An 18,368-nucleotide genomic window follows, 5' to 3' on the forward strand; every position below is an offset into this window, starting at 1 on the left:
TTGTTAGTTCACCTTACGAACAGGGGTCTGCGCAAGTCGGAGTTCTTTCACGAGCTCCGTCACGATCTGCTCGCGGTCGGCGATGCTGATCGGCTTCCCGGGGATGCCGGGCCGACGCTGGTCGGGTGTCGGCCCGTCGAGCTGACGATACTGCACGCCGGCGGCGGCCAGTCGGCTCTGCTGCACCGGGAGACGGCGGAGGAAGCCTTCGATGTCGCCCGGTGCGCCCCCGGCCCAGAGTCGTTCCGCGATGGCGCTCAGACGCGGGAACATTGCGAAGTCCACGCGGTCACGGGTCGTCAGGTGCTCGGTCCAGGTGTTCGCCTGCCCACCGATGACGCCGTCCGGCAGGCTCAGACCGTACGCCCGCTCGAGCGAGAGCGGAGGACCGACCGGCACCGGCTCATCATCGGATGCGGATTGGCGATAGTCGAGATAGGTGTGCAGGTCGGGGCATCCGATGACCGGGATGCCGCGGCGCAGCGCCTCCGCCATGGCCACGGGGCCGCGCCAGGCGAGAATCGTCACACCATCGGGGACGTCGCCTTCGAGCACCTCATCCCACGCGATAGCCGTGCGCCCGCGGGCGCGGACATGCTCGACGAAGTGCCGGGTGAACCACGGCTGCACGTCGTGCGGTGCAGCAAGGCCGATCTCCTGCATCCGCTCGGCCGCCGCGGGACTCTGCGCCCATTCGTCGACCGGAACCTCGTCACCGCCGATCCCGATCCAGGGCGAGTCGAAGACGTCGCACAGCGCATCGATCGCCGCACGACCGAATGCCAATGCGTCTGGCGTCGGCGCCAGGACGCGGGGGTTGACTCCGAATCGCTCCCAGGGCGCCGTGGCCGCCTCGCCGACGTCGACGTTGCCGAGATCGGGATAGGCCGCAAGCGCAGCCTGCACGTGACCCGGCAGTTCGACCTCCGGCACGATCGTGACGAAGCGAGCTGCCGCATACTCGACGAGCTCTCGAAGCTCCGTCGTCGTGTAGAACCCTTCGTGCACACCGGCAACAACGCTCGCACGGGGCCCGTGACCGCGCTGAGTGGCGTCGCGGCGCGCACCGATCTCGGTGAGCCGGGGGAATCCGGGCACCTCGAAGCGCCAGCCCTGGTCATCGGTGAGGTGAAGGTGCAGCACATTCAGGTGGTGGGCGGCGAGCAGGTCGACCAGTCGGCGGATGTCGGCCGCCGGCCGGAAGTGCCGTGCGACGTCGAGCATCGCGCCGCGCCAGCGGTGAGCGGGGGCGCCCGCCCACGTGCCAGCGGGGATGCGAGAGCCGATCGCCGCGTCGGGAGCGCACAACTGACGCAGAGTCATCGCTGCCCGGAAGACGGCTACCGGTGCAGCCCCGGCGAGCACGATCTGGTCGCCATCGGCCTCGATCCGGAACGATTCATCCCTTTCGAGACTGTCATCGATTCGCAGCACGATCCGCGGAGCATCCGGATTCGTCGCATCGCTCAGTCCGAGACTCTCGCGCAGAATCGCGCCGACGCCGCCGAGCGACTCCGGCGCGATGACGGCTGCATCGCGATGCAACACGAACGACGCGCGGTGCGGGTCGATCTCGGCCTCGATCAGCGGCATGGTCGCCCGGTGAGGCGGCGGCGGCATCCGAAGTGCGCGACCGGGTGCGGCACCCGTGACATCGCCATTCGCGACGACGGGGGCGCCCGCGATGAGCACCTCGATGATTCCGACCGGTCGTGCTCTCGGATCGTCGAAGGTCGCGCCGGCGGCGATGGTATCAGGATCGAACAGCACGAGGTCGGCCGCGGCTCTCTCTCGGATCACACCACGCGGTGCGTCCGCGCGATCGAGCCCCAGTCTGCGCGCCGGTGTGGCCGAGAGATGCTGCACAGCCTCTTCCAGACTGAGGACGCCGAGCTCTCGCACATAGCGCCCCAGGTAGTGCGGGAACGCTCCGAATCCGCGAGGGTGCGGCTTCGCGCCGATCAGGATCCCGTCGCTGCCCCCGGTGTGATGCGGATGCCGCATGATCTCGCGGACGTTCTGCTCGTCACCGATGTGCATGAGGATGCCGGTGGCCCCGGCATCCTCCACGATCGTGTCGAGCACGACATCGATAGGGCGTCGGACTTGGTCAGCAGCGATCTGGGCGATGGTGCATCCGACCAGCCCGGAGAGGGCGGGATTCGCGGTGCCGGAGATCTCGATCTGCAACCAGTCCGCCCGTTCTCCGTGGAAGCCGTCGCAGCCGACTTCTTCGAGTTCGACGCGCACCTGCTCACGACCAGCGGCATCCAGCGCTCGGATGGCGGCGATGAGGTCTCCGCCGCCCGCGAGCCTGCTCGGCAGGAGGGCGGCGAGCGTCGTCGCGCCCGGCAGATACGGGTAGGTGTCGAGAGTGACGTCGACGCCGTCAGCGATGGCCGCATCGACCAGCGCGAGCAGGTCGGCGGCACGACCGCGATTGGGCGCAAAGTTCATCGTGGCGTGAGTGAGGTGGATGGGGCAGCCTGTGCGGCGACCGATATCGAGCGCCTCGCGGTAAGCGTCAAGGGCTCCCCCGCCATAGCTGCGGGTATGCGGGGCCCAGTATCCACCTCGCTCGGCCACGACGCGGCACAGGGCCTCGAGCTCAGCGGTGGAGGCGTACATTCCCGGCGTGTACGTGAGTCCGCTCGACATTCCGAATGCGCCGGCGTCGAGCGCTGCGCCCAGCAGCGCGCACATCCGGCCGATCTCCGCCTCGGTCGCGGCCCGGTTCTCATGACCGACGGTCATCATCCGGAGGTTCCCCTGGGGAACCAGCACGGCGACGTTCGCCGCCGTTGCCGCGTCTATCGCGGTGAGGAAGTCGTCCATCGTGCGCCATGGCGCATCGCACGGGCCGTTCCATCCGGCGATCTGCGCGGGAATTACCGACGCCGCCGCGTCATCGAGCGGAGCATATCCGAGGCCGTCCTGGCCCACGACCTCGGTGGTGACGCCTTGGCGCAGCTTCACCTCGTGCGCGGCGCCGGTGAGCACGGCAAGATCGCTGTGCGCGTGCATGTCGATGAAGCCGGGGGCGAGGACGAGACCGCTCGCCTCGACTTCGACCGCACCGGCCGGCAACTCGAGAGTTCGCTCGTCGCCTGTGCGGATGACGGCGACGATCCGCTCTCCCTCGACAGCGACATCTGCCGTGTACCGCGGAGCACCGCTGCCGTCGATGACTGTGGCGCGGCGGTAGATCCGCACGCGTCCCGCGGCAGCCTGTTCCGCGCTCAGAAGCATGTCGCCACCGCACCGATGATGTTCGGGTCATCCGCATCCGGATCGTCGATCACCGGCACGACCCGCCATTTGTCGAAGGCCGTGCACGGGTGCGACAGCCCGAGACGCACCACGGTGCCGACCGGAACCTGCCCCCCTGGGGCGAACTGCAAGAACGCATGCTGATCGTTCAGCGCGGTGATCTCACCCTGCACGGACTGGGGGACGGGAAGGTCGATGTCGAACGGCACGTCTCGGCGGCCGGCATCCAGAAGCGCGAGTCCCGGCTCCGGCTGTGAGACCACTCGTGCCCACGCATGCATCGCCGAACGCAGCCGCGCTGTACCGGTGAGCGGCCCGAACGGGGACATCCGCTCGTAGAAACCGTCGTCGTGGATCTGGAAGGCCCCCGATCGCAGCACGATCTCGACGTCGTCGCCTTCTGATGCGAGCACTGTCGCCGCCCGATCCGGGAACGAGCTGCCTCCGGCCGTGAGGATCGGACGGATGCCGGTCAGGTACGACAGTCGATGGTGCAGCTCGAGGATGGTGCCGAGGAAGGCATCGACCGCCTGCACCGACTCCGCACTTCGGTCGGGACCGAACGGCCCCTCGTAACCGCCGACGCCGGCGAGCCGGAGTCCCGCGGCATCGGTGATCGCCTGAGCGACCCTCTCGCCCTCGTCGATCGTCCGTGCACCGGTGCGCCCGCCGGCGCCGCCGAGTTCGACGAGCACATCGAGCGGATACCGAGGATCGATGCCCGCGCTCGCGAGAATCGTGATCGTGTCCACCGAATCCGCCCAGCAGATGATCCGCAGATCAGGATCGGCGGCGAGCGCCCGGCCCAGTTCGGCCGCGGCCGCGGCATCCGTCACGGAATTCGCGATGAGCACTCGGCGAACACCCGCCTCGATCGCGATCGAGGCCTGCCATGGGGTGGCCACGCTGATCCCCCATGCACCGGCGTCGAGAAGACGCTGCCAGAGGGCCGGCGCCATCGTCGTCTTGCCGTGCGGGGCGAGGACGACTCCCTGCTCCGCAGCCCAGTCGAAGACCGTGGTCTCGTTGTGCGCGAGGGCTGTCTCATTCACGGTCATCACCGGGGTGCGGAACTCGGACAGCCGTAGTCCCGCATCGGCGATGTCAGAGAGCCGCAGTCCGTGCGCTCGAGTGGGGAACGCCTTGGCCCATCGCCCGACGACCGGATCCGGAATTAGTAGAGGCATCTAACAATGCTACTAGGGTAAAAAGCATGACCATGAAGACCCGAATCATCACTGACGCCGCACCGGCTGCCGCGCACACCTTCTCACAGGGAGTGCGCAAAGGACCCTTCGTCCAGGTCTCCGGTCAGGGCCCCGTCGACCCGACGACGAACGAATACCTCTACCCCGGCGACGTCGCCGCCCAGACCACACGCACCCTCGAGAACGTCAAGGCGATCATCGAGGCATCCGGTGCGAGCTTCGACGACGTCGTGATGCTGCGGGTCTACCTCACCGAGCGATCGGACTTCGCCGCCATGAACGACGCCTATGGCGCCTTCGTGACCGCGCACACCCCCAGCGGCGTGCTTCCCTCGCGCACCACCGTGTTCACCGGCCTTCCCCGCGAGGAGATGCTCGTCGAGATTGACGGAATCGCGATTGTCGAGAGCTGAGCTTTCCCCCATGGGTGCTCCTCCCCATCGGCGGCGACCCTTCTGATGTGTTTGACTTGGTCACCGACCGGAGAATCGCACCGCTCTTCGTGGTGCCGTCATTGAGGAAATCACATATGAACCGTCGTATCGCAGCATTCGCCATCGCCACCGTCGCCGTCCTCGGCCTCACCGCATGTTCGGGAGGCGCGTCCGAGGACACCTCGAATGATTCGGCCGACTCGGCTGACAGCTCGGCGCCCGCAGAAGAGACCAACACCGACCAGTCCGTCGAAGAGGCTTGTGGCATCGTGCTGCCCAAGCTCCAGGAGGCGAGCACCGCCGCCGGTGAGATCGACACGACCGGGGCGACCGACCCGCAGACCACTGTCGACCAGTTCGACACCGTCGTCGCCGCCTTCGGCGACGCAGCAGACAGCGTCTCCAACGAAGAGGTCAAGGCTGCGACCACCGCGGTCTACGAAGACTTCGGAGCGCTGAGCGAGGTGCTCTCCAAGGTTCTCGTCGACCAGGACATGTCGGCAGCATCCGACCTCAGCACCATCACCACCGACATGACGGACTCGGCCACCGCACTGCAGGAACTCTGCAGCTGATCGGCTGAACCTCGAAGCGGGCCAAAACCGTCAAACGCCCGGGGGCCCCTCCTTTCCACACCCCCTCCCCCCCCCTCTCAACAAAACNCTGAACCTCGAAGCGCCCCGGCATCGTCAGATGCCGGGGCGCCTCTGCTTGACACACCGTTGCCTCGCCGTTATAAACAGCCCCGTATGATAGTGGGATATGTCACGTCAACTCACGGGGGGGTGAATTCGTGACCGATCTCATCGCATCACCTGGTGCAGAGACCGCTCCGAGCGCAGCGGTTACAGAGGCGTTGCCGCCGAACGATGGCGATCAGCCACTCGAGTGGGCACCTCGCGAGCCCGCACCCAAGAAGCACCGCACCGCCCTCTGGGTAGGACTCGGCGCGGGTGCACTGCTGGTGGCTCTGGGCGCCGCCTCGATGGTCCTTATCGCTCCTGGCACGACGATTGCGGGGATCCCGGTCGGCGGCTTGACCCCTGGCGCCGCCGCTGACGTCGTCGAGTCCCGCCTCGCTGACGTGGAGATCACGCTGACCGATGTCAACGGCGAACCGGTCATCACCGGTTCCGAGATCGGCGCGAGCGTCGATGCCGCGGCGCTTGCTGATGCGGCATTCACCGAGCACCCCATGTGGAATGTCGGCTCGTGGATGTCGGCCCCGATCGCAGGCGACATCGCCCTTGACCCCGCGCTGGCGCACAAGACTCTGCGCGCGCTGGCTCCGACAAGCTACGAAGACGCTGTCGACGCGGCCGTCGTCTTCGATGAGGCCACTGGCACTTATGCGACCACCCCGGCCATCGCCGGAACCGGCGTCGACCTCACTGGCCTCACCGCGGCGATGACCGATGCCGTCGCCTCAGACCACAATGCCGGTGAGTACTCCGGCGCGCCCTCTGAGGCGCCTGCCGCCGTCAGCGATGCCGACGCCACAGACGTCGCCACCAACCTGAACACGATGCTCACCACGCTCGGCTTCTATATCGGAGAAGAGCGCACCGTTCCGGTGGCTCCCGCTGTCGCTGCGACCTGGATCGATGTCGTCGACGAGGACGGCACGCTGCGTGTCGTTGCAGACGAAGCTGCCATCCAAGCAACTGTCGATGCCCTTCCTGCCGCGGTCGATCGCGCACCCGTGTCCGCAGAAACCATCACCAACGCCAACGGCACCGTGCTCAGAGAGCTGACGGCCGGTGTCAACGGACGCGCACTTGGAGACACCAGCACGGTCGCCGCAGACTTCGCCGAGAAGATCGAGGCTGGCGATGCCGTCCAGCCGATCGCGGTCACAGAGACTCCATTCGAGAGCACGGCGCTCGTTCGCGAGATCGACATCAACCTCTCGAACCAGACGGTTTCGGCTATCGAGAACGGCGCTGTCGTCGACTCCTGGTATGTGTCCTCAGGTATCGGCGAGAACGCTACGCACACCGGGTCGTTCCAGATCGGCTGGAAGACCTCCAGCCAGAACATGGGCAACCGCGATCTCACCAAGGCGCCCAACTACTTCCAGCCGGATGTGCCGTGGGTCATGTATTTCAACGGTGATGAAGCGCTGCACGGTGTCTACTGGCACAGCAACTGGGGCAACCCGATGAGCCACGGCTGCGTGGGCATGCCCATCGGAAAGGCCCAGTGGCTGTACAACTGGTCGCCCGAGGGCGTCACCGTCAACGTGCACTACTGACGCCGCCCTGCTCCACGCTGCAGTTCCCTGCTTCGCGCTGCTCAAAACCGTTCGCGCTGCTGATATTTTCGCCGCGCGAACAGGAATAAGCAGCGCGAGCAGGAATGAGCAGGAATGAGCCGCGCGAGCAGCGTGATGAATACGTAAAAGGCCGGATGCTGAAGCATCCGGCCTTTCGCGTAATCAGCGTCAGATCGCGTCGATGATCGCGTTCAGCGTCTGCGAGGGACGCATGATCTTCGCGACCTTCTCGACGTCGGGCCGGTAATACCCGCCGATGTCCGCGGCAGAGCCCTGAGCGTCGATGAGCTCGGAGACGATCTCCGCCTCGTCGGCTGCGAGCTTCTCAGCGATGGGGGCGAAGGCTGCCGCGAGCTCGGCATCCTTCGTCTGCTTCGCGAGCTCCTGAGCCCAGTACAGCCCCAGGTAGAAGTGGCTGCCGCGGTTGTCGATCGTGCCGAGCTTGCGCCCGGGCGAGCGGTCCTCCTCGAGGAAGGTGCCGGTTGCGGCATCCAGGGTCTCGGCGAGGACGCGGGCCTTCTCGTTTCCGGTGCGGTTCGCGAAGTGCTCGAGCGAGGCTGCCAGCGCGAAGAACTCGCCCAGCGAGTCCCAACGCAGATAGTTCTGCTCGACGAGCTGCTGCACGTGCTTCGGCGCCGATCCACCGGCACCGGTCTCGAACAGTCCACCGCCGGCGAGCAGCGGAACGATCGAGAGCATCTTCGCCGAGGTGCCCACCTCGAGGATCGGGAACAGATCCGTGAGGTAGTCGCGCAGCACGTTGCCCGTCACCGAAATGGTGTCGAGGCCGTGACGCATGCGCGCGAGCGTGTAGCGCGTCGCCTCTTCAGGGGCCAGGATCGAGATCTGCGCCCCATCGGTGTCGAGGGTTGCAAGCGCCTGGTGCACCTTCGCGATGAGCTGTGCATCGTGGGCGCGGTTCAGGTCGAGCCAGAACACGGCCGGGTCGCCGGTCGCCTGTGCACGAGAAACCGCAAGCCTCACCCAGTCCATGACCGGGATGTGCTTGGTCTGCGTTGCACGCCAGATGTCGCCCGCACCCACGCGGTGCTCGATCACGACATGGCCTTCACCATCGAGAACCTCGACGCGGCCGGCCGAAGCGATCTCGAACGTCTTGTCGTGGCTGCCGTACTCCTCAGCGGCCTGCGCCATGAGGCCCACGTTCGGCACGGTGCCGATCGTGGCCGGGTTCAGCGGACCGTTCGCGATGACGTCCTCGATCACGGCCTGGTACACACCGGCGTACGAGGAGTCCGGGATGACAGCGAGCGTGTCATCCTCTCCGCCGTCGACCCCCCAGAGCTTGCCGCCATTGCGGACGAGCGCGGGCATCGAGGCATCCACGATGACGTCCGAGGGGACGTGCAGGTTCGTGATGCCCTTGTCGGAGTTCGTATACGACAGGCGGGGACCTGCTGCGATCTTCGCGGCGAACTCGTCAGCGATCGCCTTGCCGCCCTCGATTTCTGCCAGGCCGGCGAGGAGCGAGCCGAGGCCGTCGTTGGCGCTGAGGCCGGCCGATGCCAGCTGGTCGCCGAAACGAGCGAACACATCCGCGAAGAAGGCCTTCACGACGTGGCCGAAGATGATCGGGTCAGAGACCTTCATCATCGTCGCCTTCAGGTGCACCGAGTACAGCACGTCGTCGCTCTTGGCCGCCTCGAGGGTCTCAGCAAGGAAAGCATCGAGAGCGGATGCTGACAGGAAGGTCGCATCGATGATCTCGCGCGGCAGCACCTTGAGGTTGTCCTTGAGCACGGTGACCGTGCCGTCCTCTGCGGTGTGACGGATCGTGAGGACGTCGTCGTGGGCGGCGACCCAGCTCTTCTCGTTGTGCTTGAAGTCGTTCTCGCTCATCGTGGCGACACGGGTCTTCGAGCCTTCGGCGAACGGCTTGTTCGTGTGCGGGTGCTTCTTGGCGTAATTCTTCACGGCCAGCGGCGCGCGGCGGTCGCTGTTGCCCTCGCGCAGCACGGGGTTCACAGCAGAGCCCTTGATGCGGTCGTAGCGTGCGCGGATGTCCTTCTCTTCGAGCGAGGACGGCTCATCGGGGAAGCTGGGGATCTCGTAGCCCTGCGCCTGCAGTTCGGCGATGGCTGCCTTCAGCTGCGGGATGGATGCCGAGATGTTCGGCAGCTTGATGATGTTCGCCTCGGGCAGTGTGGCAAGGCCGCCGAGCTCAGCGAGCGCGTCGGACACTTCCTGATCAGCCGTCAGCCGCTGCGGGAACGCTGCGAGGATGCGGCCGGCGAGCGAGATGTCGCGGGTCTCGATCTCGATTCCCGCCTTGCCTGCGTAAGCCTGAACGATCGGGAGGAGCGACGCGGTGGCCAGAGCCGGTGCCTCGTCCGTGTACGTATAGATGATGGCGTCGTCGGTCACCGGGAGATTCTCCGTTCACGAGTCAAATTTGTCTCGATACCAAGATACCTGAGTCGACTTATCAACGTTCGCTGACAACTTGGCGCACACACTGCGCAGAGACGTTACCCTGGGCGTATGACTGAACTGCGCGTGGTCGAACTGTCCGCTGCGACGATCGTCGCGGTCAACAACCTGTCTCTCAAGCCAGGGCAGGAGCAGTTCCTCGCACCTGTCTCGTATGGGATCGCCGCTACGGTGATCAACCCGCAGACGTCCTGGCAGCGTGTGGTCCTCGATCGCAACGAGGTCGTCGGCTTCGTCAGCGCCAACTTCGACCCTGAGGCGCCCGAAGAGCATTTCCGCTCCGTGCTGTGGCGCATCAATGTCGATGCCGACGATCAGGGTCGAGGCGTCGGCCGCTTCGCGGTAGCAGCGCTGATCGACGAAGCCCGCTCGCGCGACATGGGCCACGTCGATGTCATCTACGAGGCAGGCGATGGCGGCCCTGGCGCATTCTTCGAGCGCGTCGGCTTCACGCAGGTCGGCGAGACCGAGTACGGCGAGGTAATCGCGTCCATCCAGGTCGCCCCCTAATACCGGCGGCGGGGTCTCGGATCCCCTCCCCCACCGAGGCTCCGTCGCCTTCCTTCGATCGCTGGCATTCTTTTTGTTGCCCAACCCCACAAAAGGGTTGCGCTCTGCCATCGTCTCTGCATATCATTTCGTCGAAGCGCTTCGCGAAACGCTTCGATGAACTGATCTCACCGAGACGATGGAGTCCGCATGACCTCGATCCACGACGTGGCCAAAGCCGCTGGCGTCTCGATCAGCACGGTCTCCTATGCGCTCAGCGGCAATCGACCGGTTTCTGAGAAGACGCGTCGCCGCATTGAGGATGCCGTCCGAGAACTCGGCTACCTCCCCAATGCCGGCGCGCGGATGCTCGCAGGGCGACGCACGCACATCTTCGCACTCACCGAGCCTCTGCGTCCCGATACTCACGCGCCGACGCACATGGCTTTCGTCCTTGCCGCCTCGGTCGCAGCACGCAAGCGCGGCTATGACATCCTGCTCCTCACCGACGAGCAGGCCTCCGCAGGCATGAGCCGCGTCACGGCGAGCGACCTGGTCGACGCCGTACTGGTACTCGACGTCGCCCCCGACGATGAGCGTGTCGAGATCGCTCGCTCGATTCGCACGCCGACGATCTTCATCGGCATTCCCGATGATCACGAAGGGCTGCACTGCGTCGACCTCGATTTCGAGAGTGCTGGCGCTCTGGCGGTCGACCGACTCGTCGATGCGGGACACGAGAACATCGCACTCATCGGGCAGAGCGAAACCGCCTATCGCCGCTCGAACTTCCCGCGCCGGCTCCGTGCGGGCTTCCTCTCCCGCGCCGAGGAGCGCGGCGTTGCACCCGCGTTCAGTGCGAGCGGAGCATCCGTCACCGACAAGCGCATCGTCCGTCGCGCTGTCACCTCCGCACTCGACGAGGGAGCGACAGCACTCGTGCTCCACGCAGCTGACGATGTGCACGAGATCGTCCTGTCCGTCCTCGCAGAACGCGGCCTGCGCATCGGCGTGGACATCTCGGTCATCTCCGCGTGCGCCTCGTTCGACACCACGACGCTGGCCGTTGCCATCGACACCATCCCCCTCATCCCCCAGCTGTCCTGCGATCTCGCCGTCGACCTCGCGGTCCGAAGCCTCGACGAATCGCTTGTTCCGTCTGTACACCTGATTCCTCCCGAGTATCGAGAGGAAGGGTCAGTCGCACCCCCACGGGCGTGACCGATCCGCAGTCGATCGTTGCGCCATGCCCGCTGTCGAAGCGCTTCGATTCCACACCCGTCACACAGCGAACAACACCTGAAAGCACTGCCCGGCACCGCCGGACCCGAGAAAGGAGTGCCGACGATGGCACGATTCACCCGCAGTACGAAGACCCTGGCCGCACTGGCCGCGGTCACCACCCTAGGACTCACGGTGAGCGGATGCTCCGCCGGTGGGGGTGACGACGGAGCATCCGACACCCTGAAGCTCTGGCACTACGAGGGTGCTGACAGCGCGATGGGCAAGGCCTGGGCCGAGGCGATCTCGATCTTCGAAGAAGAGACCGGCGCCACGGTCGAGTTCGAGGAGAAGTCCTTCGAGCAGATTCAGAAGACGGCCAGCCAGGTGCTCGACACCGATGCCGCACCCGACCTGATGGAGTTCAACAAGGGAAACGCCACCGCCGGCTTCCTCGCATCGACCGGTCTGATCACCGACATCTCTGACGCTGTCGCTGAATACGGCTGGGACGAGAAGCTCGCACCTTCGCTACAGACGACAGCGCGCTACAGCGAAGACGGCGTCATGGGCGGAGACGCCTGGTACGGCGTCCCGAACTACGGCGAGTTCGTCGGTGTCTACTACAACAACGATGCCTTCGCCGCGGCAGGGCTCGAGATCCCCGAGACGTACGACGAGTTCGTCGCTGTCATGGATGCATTCGTCGCACAGGGCATCACTCCCCTCGCCGAGGCCGGCGCGGAGTACCCTCTCGGACAGCTCTGGTATCAGCTGGCGCTGACCCAGGCCGACCGCGGTTTCGTCGACGACTACCAGCTCTATGAGAACCCGGTCGATTGGGAGGGCGACGAGATCACCTACGCGACTCAGACGCTCCAGGATTACGTCGACAAGGGATACATCGCCAGCGACGTCTCGTCGATCAAGGCGGAGGATGCCGGAGTCTCGTTCATCAACGCAACCTCGCCCATCTTCGTCTCCGGCTCCTGGTGGTACGGACGCTTCGTCAACGAGGCCACCGGCTTCGACTGGACGCTGCAGGCGTTCCCCGAGGCGGAGCTCTCGCTGGGCTCGTCGGGCAACCTGTGGGTTGTGCCGGAGAACGCATCGAACAAGGAGCTCGCGTACGAGTTCATCGACATCACCATGCGCCCGGAGATCCAGGCGATCATCGGCAACAACGGTGGCCTTCCGGTCGCCGCTGACCCGGCAGACATCACCGACGAGAAGAGCCAGGAGCTCATCACCGCCTTCAACGGCGTCCTCGATGCTGATGGCCTGTCGTTCTTCCCGGACTGGCCGGCCCCCGGCTTCTATGACGTGATCGTGCAGGAGCTGCAGGGACTGATCACCGGTGCGCAGGACGTCGCCACGACCAACGCCAACCTCGGCGAGCAGTACGACGAAGGAACTGCGGAGTACCGCTGATCGATCGGTGGGGGCGGCTCAACACCGCCCCCACCCTCTCGCAGGGAAAGGCAACCACCATGTCACAACTCACACGCACCAAGCGGGTGCGCCCGCCGGCTGAGCAGCCGTCGATCCCACAGCGCGGCTCCGGCACGAAGGCTTACTGGGCGTACCTTCTCCCGGGCTTCGTCCTGCTGCTGGTCATCGTGATCGTGCCGCTCATCTGGAACGTGTACCTCACCTTCACCAAGTGGAAGGGGGTGCGCGCCCCCGAGTTCATCGGCCTCGAGAACTGGGTGAAGATCTTCGGCGACGACGACTTCTGGACCTCGTTCACGAACTCCATCTGGATGGTTCTTGCCATGGTGGTGCTGCCGACCATCCTCGGACTGGTCATCGCGGCTCTCCTCTTCGATGTCGTAGGGCGAAAGTTCGGCGGGCGCACCGCCAGCTTCCTGCGTGCGACCTTCTACCTCCCGCAGATCCTTCCGGTCGTCGTGGCCGGCATCGTGATCGGCTGGATCGTGCGCCCAGGATCGGACGGAGCGCTGAACCAGATCCTCGGCGCCTTCGGCATCGGTGCGGTCGATTGGCTCGGCAAGATGCCCTCGGCGCTCATCGTGCTCATGGTCGTGCTGATCTGGGTGCAGATCGGCTACCCCGTCGTCGTCTTCATGGCGGCCCTCCAGCGCGTCGACCCCGAACTCTACGAAGCCGCCGAGCTCGATGGAGCGAACTGGCTGCAGCGGTTCCGTCTCATCACGATGAGCATCATCCGCCCCGAGATCTTCGTCGTCACCCTCACCTGCACGATCGCGGCTCTGAAGGTCTTCGGCCCGGTCTACGTCATCACCGGCGGCGGACCCGCAGGGTCAACGCTGGTTCCCGCGTACTACGCGTACCAGGAGTTCTTCACGAAGCGGAACGTCGGCTATGGCGCCACAATCGCCACAGTTCTGACGATCGTCGTCGTCATCGTCTCGATCGTATTCATCCGGGTGCAGAACGCACTCGAGCGCAAAGAGAGGGCGGGACTGTGATGCACGCCACCACTGCCATCGTCACCGGCAAGCACGGGAAGAGCCGCCCCCGCGGGGGAATGACCAAGAAGCGCGGAGTCGACTGGCTGCTGCTCGCGCTCGTCATCATCGGAGCGATCGCTGTGCTCGCCCCGTTCTACCTCGTGCTGGTCAACTCGTTCAAGTCCCCCACCGAGTACGCCACAGCGGGCCCCCTGGGACTCCCGGCAAGTCTCGACTTCAGCGGAATGGTCGCGTTCTGGGAGCGCGTGAACTTCCCCGAGAAGGTCTGGAACTCGATCTTCATCTCGGGTGTCGTCTCGGTTCTCGCCGTCGTCATCTCGATGTTCAACGCCTTCGCCATCGGCATCGGCCGCGTGCGCGGACGCAGCTGGATCGTGCTGCTTTTCCTGATGGCGAACCTGCTGCCGCAGGAAGCGCTGCTCTACCCGCTGTACTACATGTTCAAGTCGGTAGGTCTCTACGACAACGTCTGGTCGGTGATCATCGTCTTCACCGTCGTGCAAGCGGCGTTCGGCACCTATCTGCTCTCTTCCGTGTACGGCACGTTCCCGAAGGAGGTGCTCGAGGCCGCATCGATCGATGGTGCGACCAAATGGCAGATCCTCTGGCGGGTGGTGTTCCCGATCAGCAGGCCGACCCTGTCGGTGCTCCTCATCTTCTTCTTCATCTGGACATGGAACGAGTTCCTCCTCCCGCTGACGTTCCTGGCATCCAATGCGAATCAGACCGTCCCCGTGGCGATCAGCGTTCTGCAGGGCGACCGGCTCATGGATGTCACCACGACGAGCGCCTCAGCCCTCCTGGGCATCATCCCCACGCTCATCTTCTTCCTCATCTTCCAGCGCACGCTCACGCGTGGCATCACGGCAGGAGCCATCAAATAATGAAGTTCACCGACGGATTCTGGCAGCTGCGCCCAGGCGTCACCGCGCTGTACGCACAGGAGGCGTACGACATCGAGCCCACGTCGAACACCCCGGACGGGCAGGGTCTGGTGATCACCGCTCCGACCTTCGTCATCTCCAAGCGCGGCGACACTCTCAACCGCCCGGTGCTGACCACGACCCTCTCCTCCCCCGCGGACGGTGTGATCCGGGTACGCATTGCACATCACGAAGGCGGCCACTGGCACGGCGGTTTCGAGCTGCCTGGCGCATCCGAAGGCGGAGCGGGAGCAGCATCCGTCACCGCGGCCAGCGGTGTGCTCACCGCTGGCCCCCTGACCGCGCGCGTCACCCCTGGCGCCCCGTGGAACCTCTCTTTCGAGATCGACGGGCGCCGGGTGACCGGCAGCGGACACAAATCGCAGGGTTACCTGCGCGTCGCCCCGGACGCCGAGGTCGACCAGGGCATCGTCGGCAACGCGCGCGCCGCATCGCCGGTGCCCGCCGAGACGACGTTCGTGCACGAGCAGCTCGATCTGGGCGTCGGAGAACTCATCTATGGGCTCGGCGAGCGCTTCGGCCCCGTGGTCAAGAACGGCCAGACCGTCGAGATCTGGAACGCTGATGGTGGAACCTCCAGCGAGCAGGCCTACAAGAGCGTGCCGTTGCATCTCTCCAACCGCGGCTACGGCATCCTCGTCAACGATCCGGGCCACGTCTCGTATGAGATCGGCTCGGAAGCCGTTGAGCGCGTGCAGTTCTCGGTGCCAGGCGAAGTGCTCGAATACTTCGTGATCGCGGGCCCCGCTCCGAAGGACGTGCTGGAGCGGTACACCGCGCTCACCGGGCGCCCGCCGGTGGTTCCGGCCTGGTCGTACGGCCTGTGGCTGTCGACCAGCTTCACAACCGACTACGACGAGAAGACCGTCAACTCGTTCATCGACGAGATGGCTGCACGCGAGCTTCCGGTCTCGGTGTTCCACTTCGACTGCTTCTGGATGCGCGAGTTCAACTGGTGCGATTTCGAGTGGGACCCCCGGGTGTTCCCCGACCCCACCGGAATGCTCGAGCGGCTGCACGAGAAGGATCTGCGCGTCTCGGTGTGGATCAACCCGTACATCGCGCAGCGTTCGCCGCTTTTCCGCGAGGCGGGTGACGCGGGGTACCTCGTGAAGCGCGCCGACGGATCGATCTGGCAGTGGGACCTGTGGCAGGCCGGAATGGGGCTCGTCGACTTCACCAACCCGGATGCTGTCGCCTGGTACCAGTCGAAGCTGCGAGGACTCGTCGCACAGGGAGTGGACTGCTTCAAGACCGACTTCGGCGAGCGCATCCCGACCGATGTGATCTGGGCCGACGGGTCAGACCCCGCTCGGATGCACAACCTCTATACCCAGCTCTATAACCGTGCCGTGCACGAAGTGCTCACCGAGGCTCGCGGCGAGGGCGAGGCGGTGCTGTTCGCCCGCTCCGCGACCGCCGGAGGCCAGAGCATGCCCGTGCACTGGGGCGGGGACTCGACCTCGACCTTCGCGTCGATGGCCGAGACGCTGCGCGGGGGGCTTTCGCTCGCACTCAGCGGCTTCGCGTTCTGGAGCCATGACATCGGCGGCTTCGAGGGCACGCCAGATGCCGGGGTCTTCAAGCGCTGGACGGCGTTCGGCCTGCTCGGCTCGCACTCTCGCTTCCACGGCTCGAGCTCGTATCGCGTGCCGTGGGCGTTCGATGAGGAAGCGGTCGAAGTGACCCGCATCTTCACCCACCTCAAGATGCGGCTGATGCCCTATCTGTTCCAACTCGGCGTGGACGCTGCGGCGACCGGTGTGCCGATCATGCGCCCGATGCAGCTCGAGTTCCCTGACGATCCCTCAGTCGCACACCTGGATCGCCAGTACATGCTGGGTGGGAATCTGCTCGTCGCACCGGTGTTCTCCGAGACCGGAGAGGTGGAGTTCTATCTGCCACAAGGTGAGTGGACCTCGCTGCTGACGGGTGAGGTCGTGCAGGGCGGCGGCTGGCGCCGTGAAACACATGATTACACATCTCTGCCTCTCTACGTCCGGCCCGGTAGCGTTGTGCCATGGGGCGCGCGCGAGGACCGTCCCGATTACGACTACCACGATGGCCTGACGCTGCGGGTGTTCCGCGGAGGCTCCGGAACCGCATCGGTAACAGTCACCGCCCCCGACGGTACAAGCCGCACTTACACTGCAGACCTTGAGGAGACCACCGAATGACTTCCATCACCGGTTCCGCTGACTATCGCGACTCCGGTCTCGTCTTCCCGCCCTCGTTCACGTTCGGATCGGCGACCGCGTCATACCAGATCGAGGGTGCGGCTGCCGCGGATGGCCGAACCCCCTCCATCTGGGACACGTTCAGCAAGACGCCCGGCAAGGTCTGGAACGGCGACACGGGAGACGTAGCCTGTGACCACTACCACCGCGCCTCGGAGGACCTCGACCTGATGAAGGACCTGGGTCTCGGCGCGTACCGCTTCTCGATCGCGTGGCCGCGCATCCAGCCGACCGCCACCGGCGAGGTCAATCAGGCGGGCATCGACTTCTATTCGCGTCTGGTCGACGGTCTGCTCGAGCGCGACATCCGCCCCGTCGCCACGCTCTATCACTGGGACCTCCCGCAGTACCTCGAAGACGCCGGCGGCTGGACCTCGCGCGCCACCACCGATGCCTTCGAACGCTATGCCGAGATCATGGGCACCGCGCTCGGCGACCGCGTGCACACCTGGACGACGCTCAACGAGCCGTGGTGCTCGGCCTACCTCGGCTACGGCCAGGGCGGCCACGCACCAGGGCGCACCGAGCCGGCATCCGCGCTGGCTGCCGTGCACCACCTCAACCTCGCGCACGGCCGCGCGATCCAGGCGCTGCGGGCAACCTCCACCGGAGACCCCGACTACTCGGTCACGCTCAACTTCCACGTGCTGCGCGGCCAGGGCGACGGTGCTGCCGAGGCGATGCGCCGCATCGATGGTCTCGCGAACCGCGCGTTCACGCATCCGATGCTGCGCGGCGAGTATCCCGCCGATCTGCTCGCCGACACCGCGGAGGTCACCGACTGGTCTTTCGTGCAGGACGGCGACCTTGCCACGATCAACCAGCCCATCGACGTGCTCGGTGTGAACTACTACTCCACGGCGACTGTCCGGCTGTGGGACGGCGTGTCCGAGAAGCAACAGAACGACGGGCATAAGGGCACCTCGGCCGGCACCGCATGGCCGGGCAGCGACCAGGCCGTCGAGTTCGTACAGCAGCCTGGGCCGTACACAGCGATGGGCTGGAACATCGCGCCGGAGGGCCTCGAGGAACTGCTGGTCTCGCTCTCGGAGCAGTTCCCCGAGCAGCCGCTCATGGTGACCGAGAACGGCGCCGCGTTCGAAGACGAGGTCGCAGAGGACGGGACTATTCCCGACCCCGAGCGCACCGACTATCTGCGTCGCCACTTCACCGCAGCGCACCGTGCCATGGAGCGCGGTGTCGACCTGCGCGGCTACTTCGTCTGGTCATTGCTGGACAACTTCGAGTGGGGCTATGGTTACGCGAAGCGATTCGGCATCGTCCGCGTCGATTTTGACACTCTGGAGCGCACGGTGAAGGACTCCGGGCGCTGGTACCAGGAGCTCGTGCACACTCGCTCTCTGCCTGCCTGAGCAGCGCTGG

The 18,368-nt window shown here is 65.6% G+C and carries 13 protein-coding genes; 10 read left to right on the forward strand and 3 right to left on the reverse strand.

Translation table 11 applies throughout. The features are described 5' to 3' along the window. Window positions 1-3: 3 nt before the first annotated feature. Both ACTU6U_RS01155 and ACTU6U_RS01160 read right to left on the reverse strand, forming a co-directional pair. Window positions 4-3,249: a family 20 glycosylhydrolase gene (locus ACTU6U_RS01155; RefSeq protein WP_443467326.1), complete on the reverse strand. Its 3,246-nt coding sequence runs from the start codon at window positions 3,247-3,249 to the stop codon at window positions 4-6. Next, entirely contained in the window at window positions 3,240-4,457 is a 1,218-nt protein-coding gene (locus ACTU6U_RS01160; protein WP_443467327.1) for a type III PLP-dependent enzyme domain-containing protein, read from the reverse strand. The genes ACTU6U_RS01155 and ACTU6U_RS01160 overlap by 10 nt, the downstream gene beginning before the upstream one ends. A 26-nt stretch (window positions 4,458-4,483) precedes the next feature. Between ACTU6U_RS01160 and ACTU6U_RS01165 the strand changes: the two genes are divergently transcribed. The 3 genes from ACTU6U_RS01165 to ACTU6U_RS01175 all read left to right on the forward strand — a co-directional run bounded on the left by ACTU6U_RS01165 (window position 4,484) and on the right by ACTU6U_RS01175 (window position 7,166). After that, window positions 4,484-4,891, forward strand: a complete 408-nt coding sequence (locus ACTU6U_RS01165; RefSeq protein WP_443467328.1) for a RidA family protein — start codon at window positions 4,484-4,486, stop codon at window positions 4,889-4,891. 116 nt (window positions 4,892-5,007) lie between these two features. Beyond that, the gene (locus ACTU6U_RS01170) at window positions 5,008-5,487 is read left to right on the forward strand and encodes a hypothetical protein (protein ID WP_443467329.1); all 480 of its coding nucleotides are present in this window, start codon (window positions 5,008-5,010) and stop codon (window positions 5,485-5,487) included. A 218-nt stretch (window positions 5,488-5,705) separates the two neighbouring features. Next, window positions 5,706-7,166 (forward strand): L,D-transpeptidase family protein, encoded by a 1,461-nt coding sequence (locus tag ACTU6U_RS01175; protein ID WP_443467330.1) that lies wholly within the window; start codon window positions 5,706-5,708, stop codon window positions 7,164-7,166. A gap of 189 nt (window positions 7,167-7,355) precedes the next feature. Here the strand turns inward: ACTU6U_RS01175 and ACTU6U_RS01180 are convergent, their stop codons facing one another. Further along, window positions 7,356-9,572: an NADP-dependent isocitrate dehydrogenase gene (locus ACTU6U_RS01180; RefSeq protein ID WP_443467331.1), complete on the reverse strand. Its 2,217-nt coding sequence runs from the start codon at window positions 9,570-9,572 to the stop codon at window positions 7,356-7,358. Between the two features lie 117 nt (window positions 9,573-9,689). Here ACTU6U_RS01180 and ACTU6U_RS01185 point away from each other — a divergent pair, with 117 nt between their 5' ends. From ACTU6U_RS01185 to ACTU6U_RS01215, 7 genes are all read left to right on the forward strand, one after another. After that, the gene (locus tag ACTU6U_RS01185) at window positions 9,690-10,148 is read left to right on the forward strand and encodes a GNAT family N-acetyltransferase (RefSeq protein ID WP_443467332.1); all 459 of its coding nucleotides are present in this window, start codon (window positions 9,690-9,692) and stop codon (window positions 10,146-10,148) included. A gap of 189 nt (window positions 10,149-10,337) precedes the next feature. Then, window positions 10,338-11,348: a LacI family DNA-binding transcriptional regulator gene (locus ACTU6U_RS01190; protein WP_443467333.1), complete on the forward strand. Its 1,011-nt coding sequence runs from the start codon at window positions 10,338-10,340 to the stop codon at window positions 11,346-11,348. A gap of 126 nt (window positions 11,349-11,474) precedes the next feature. Then, window positions 11,475-12,779, forward strand: coding sequence for an ABC transporter substrate-binding protein (locus ACTU6U_RS01195; protein ID WP_443467334.1), 1,305 nt, complete (start codon window positions 11,475-11,477; stop codon window positions 12,777-12,779). A gap of 59 nt (window positions 12,780-12,838) precedes the next feature. Next, on the forward strand, window positions 12,839-13,801 hold the full coding sequence (locus ACTU6U_RS01200) for a carbohydrate ABC transporter permease (RefSeq protein WP_443467335.1): 963 nt from the start codon (window positions 12,839-12,841) through the stop codon (window positions 13,799-13,801). Then, the gene (locus tag ACTU6U_RS01205; RefSeq protein WP_443467896.1) at window positions 13,801-14,688 is read left to right on the forward strand and encodes a carbohydrate ABC transporter permease; all 888 of its coding nucleotides are present in this window, start codon (window positions 13,801-13,803) and stop codon (window positions 14,686-14,688) included. The genes ACTU6U_RS01200 and ACTU6U_RS01205 overlap by 1 nt, the downstream gene beginning before the upstream one ends. Continuing rightward, the gene (yicI, locus tag ACTU6U_RS01210; protein ID WP_443467336.1) at window positions 14,688-16,925 is read left to right on the forward strand and encodes an alpha-xylosidase; all 2,238 of its coding nucleotides are present in this window, start codon (window positions 14,688-14,690) and stop codon (window positions 16,923-16,925) included. Before ACTU6U_RS01205 ends, yicI begins: the two co-directional genes overlap by 1 nt. Further along, a complete protein-coding gene (locus ACTU6U_RS01215; protein ID WP_443467337.1) occupies window positions 16,922-18,358 on the forward strand; it encodes a GH1 family beta-glucosidase in 1,437 nt (478 codons plus the stop codon). The genes yicI and ACTU6U_RS01215 overlap by 4 nt, the downstream gene beginning before the upstream one ends. Window positions 18,359-18,368: the final 10 nt, after the last annotated feature.

The sequence above is a fragment of the Microbacterium zouquanmingi genome, assembly GCF_052266695.1.
In the GTDB taxonomy this organism is placed as follows: Bacteria; Actinomycetota; Actinomycetes; order Actinomycetales; family Microbacteriaceae; genus Microbacterium.

Coding starts and splice junctions, on each gene's coding strand:
- yicI (WP_443467336.1), top strand. CDS start 14,688: ATGAAGTTCACCGACGGATTCTGGCAGCTGCGCCCAGGCGTCACCGCG.
- ACTU6U_RS01195 (WP_443467334.1), top strand. CDS start 11,475: ATGGCACGATTCACCCGCAGTACGAAGACCCTGGCCGCACTGGCCGCG.
- ACTU6U_RS01205 (WP_443467896.1), top strand. CDS start 13,801: ATGCACGCCACCACTGCCATCGTCACCGGCAAGCACGGGAAGAGCCGC.
- ACTU6U_RS01200 (WP_443467335.1), top strand. CDS start 12,839: ATGTCACAACTCACACGCACCAAGCGGGTGCGCCCGCCGGCTGAGCAG.
- ACTU6U_RS01185 (WP_443467332.1), top strand. CDS start 9,690: ATGACTGAACTGCGCGTGGTCGAACTGTCCGCTGCGACGATCGTCGCG.
- ACTU6U_RS01165 (WP_443467328.1), top strand. CDS start 4,484: ATGACCATGAAGACCCGAATCATCACTGACGCCGCACCGGCTGCCGCG.
- ACTU6U_RS01215 (WP_443467337.1), top strand. CDS start 16,922: ATGACTTCCATCACCGGTTCCGCTGACTATCGCGACTCCGGTCTCGTC.
- ACTU6U_RS01155 (WP_443467326.1), bottom strand. CDS start 3,249: ATGCTTCTGAGCGCGGAACAGGCTGCCGCGGGACGCGTGCGGATCTAC.
- ACTU6U_RS01160 (WP_443467327.1), bottom strand. CDS start 4,457: ATGCCTCTACTAATTCCGGATCCGGTCGTCGGGCGATGGGCCAAGGCG.
- ACTU6U_RS01190 (WP_443467333.1), top strand. CDS start 10,338: ATGACCTCGATCCACGACGTGGCCAAAGCCGCTGGCGTCTCGATCAGC.
- ACTU6U_RS01170 (WP_443467329.1), top strand. CDS start 5,008: ATGAACCGTCGTATCGCAGCATTCGCCATCGCCACCGTCGCCGTCCTC.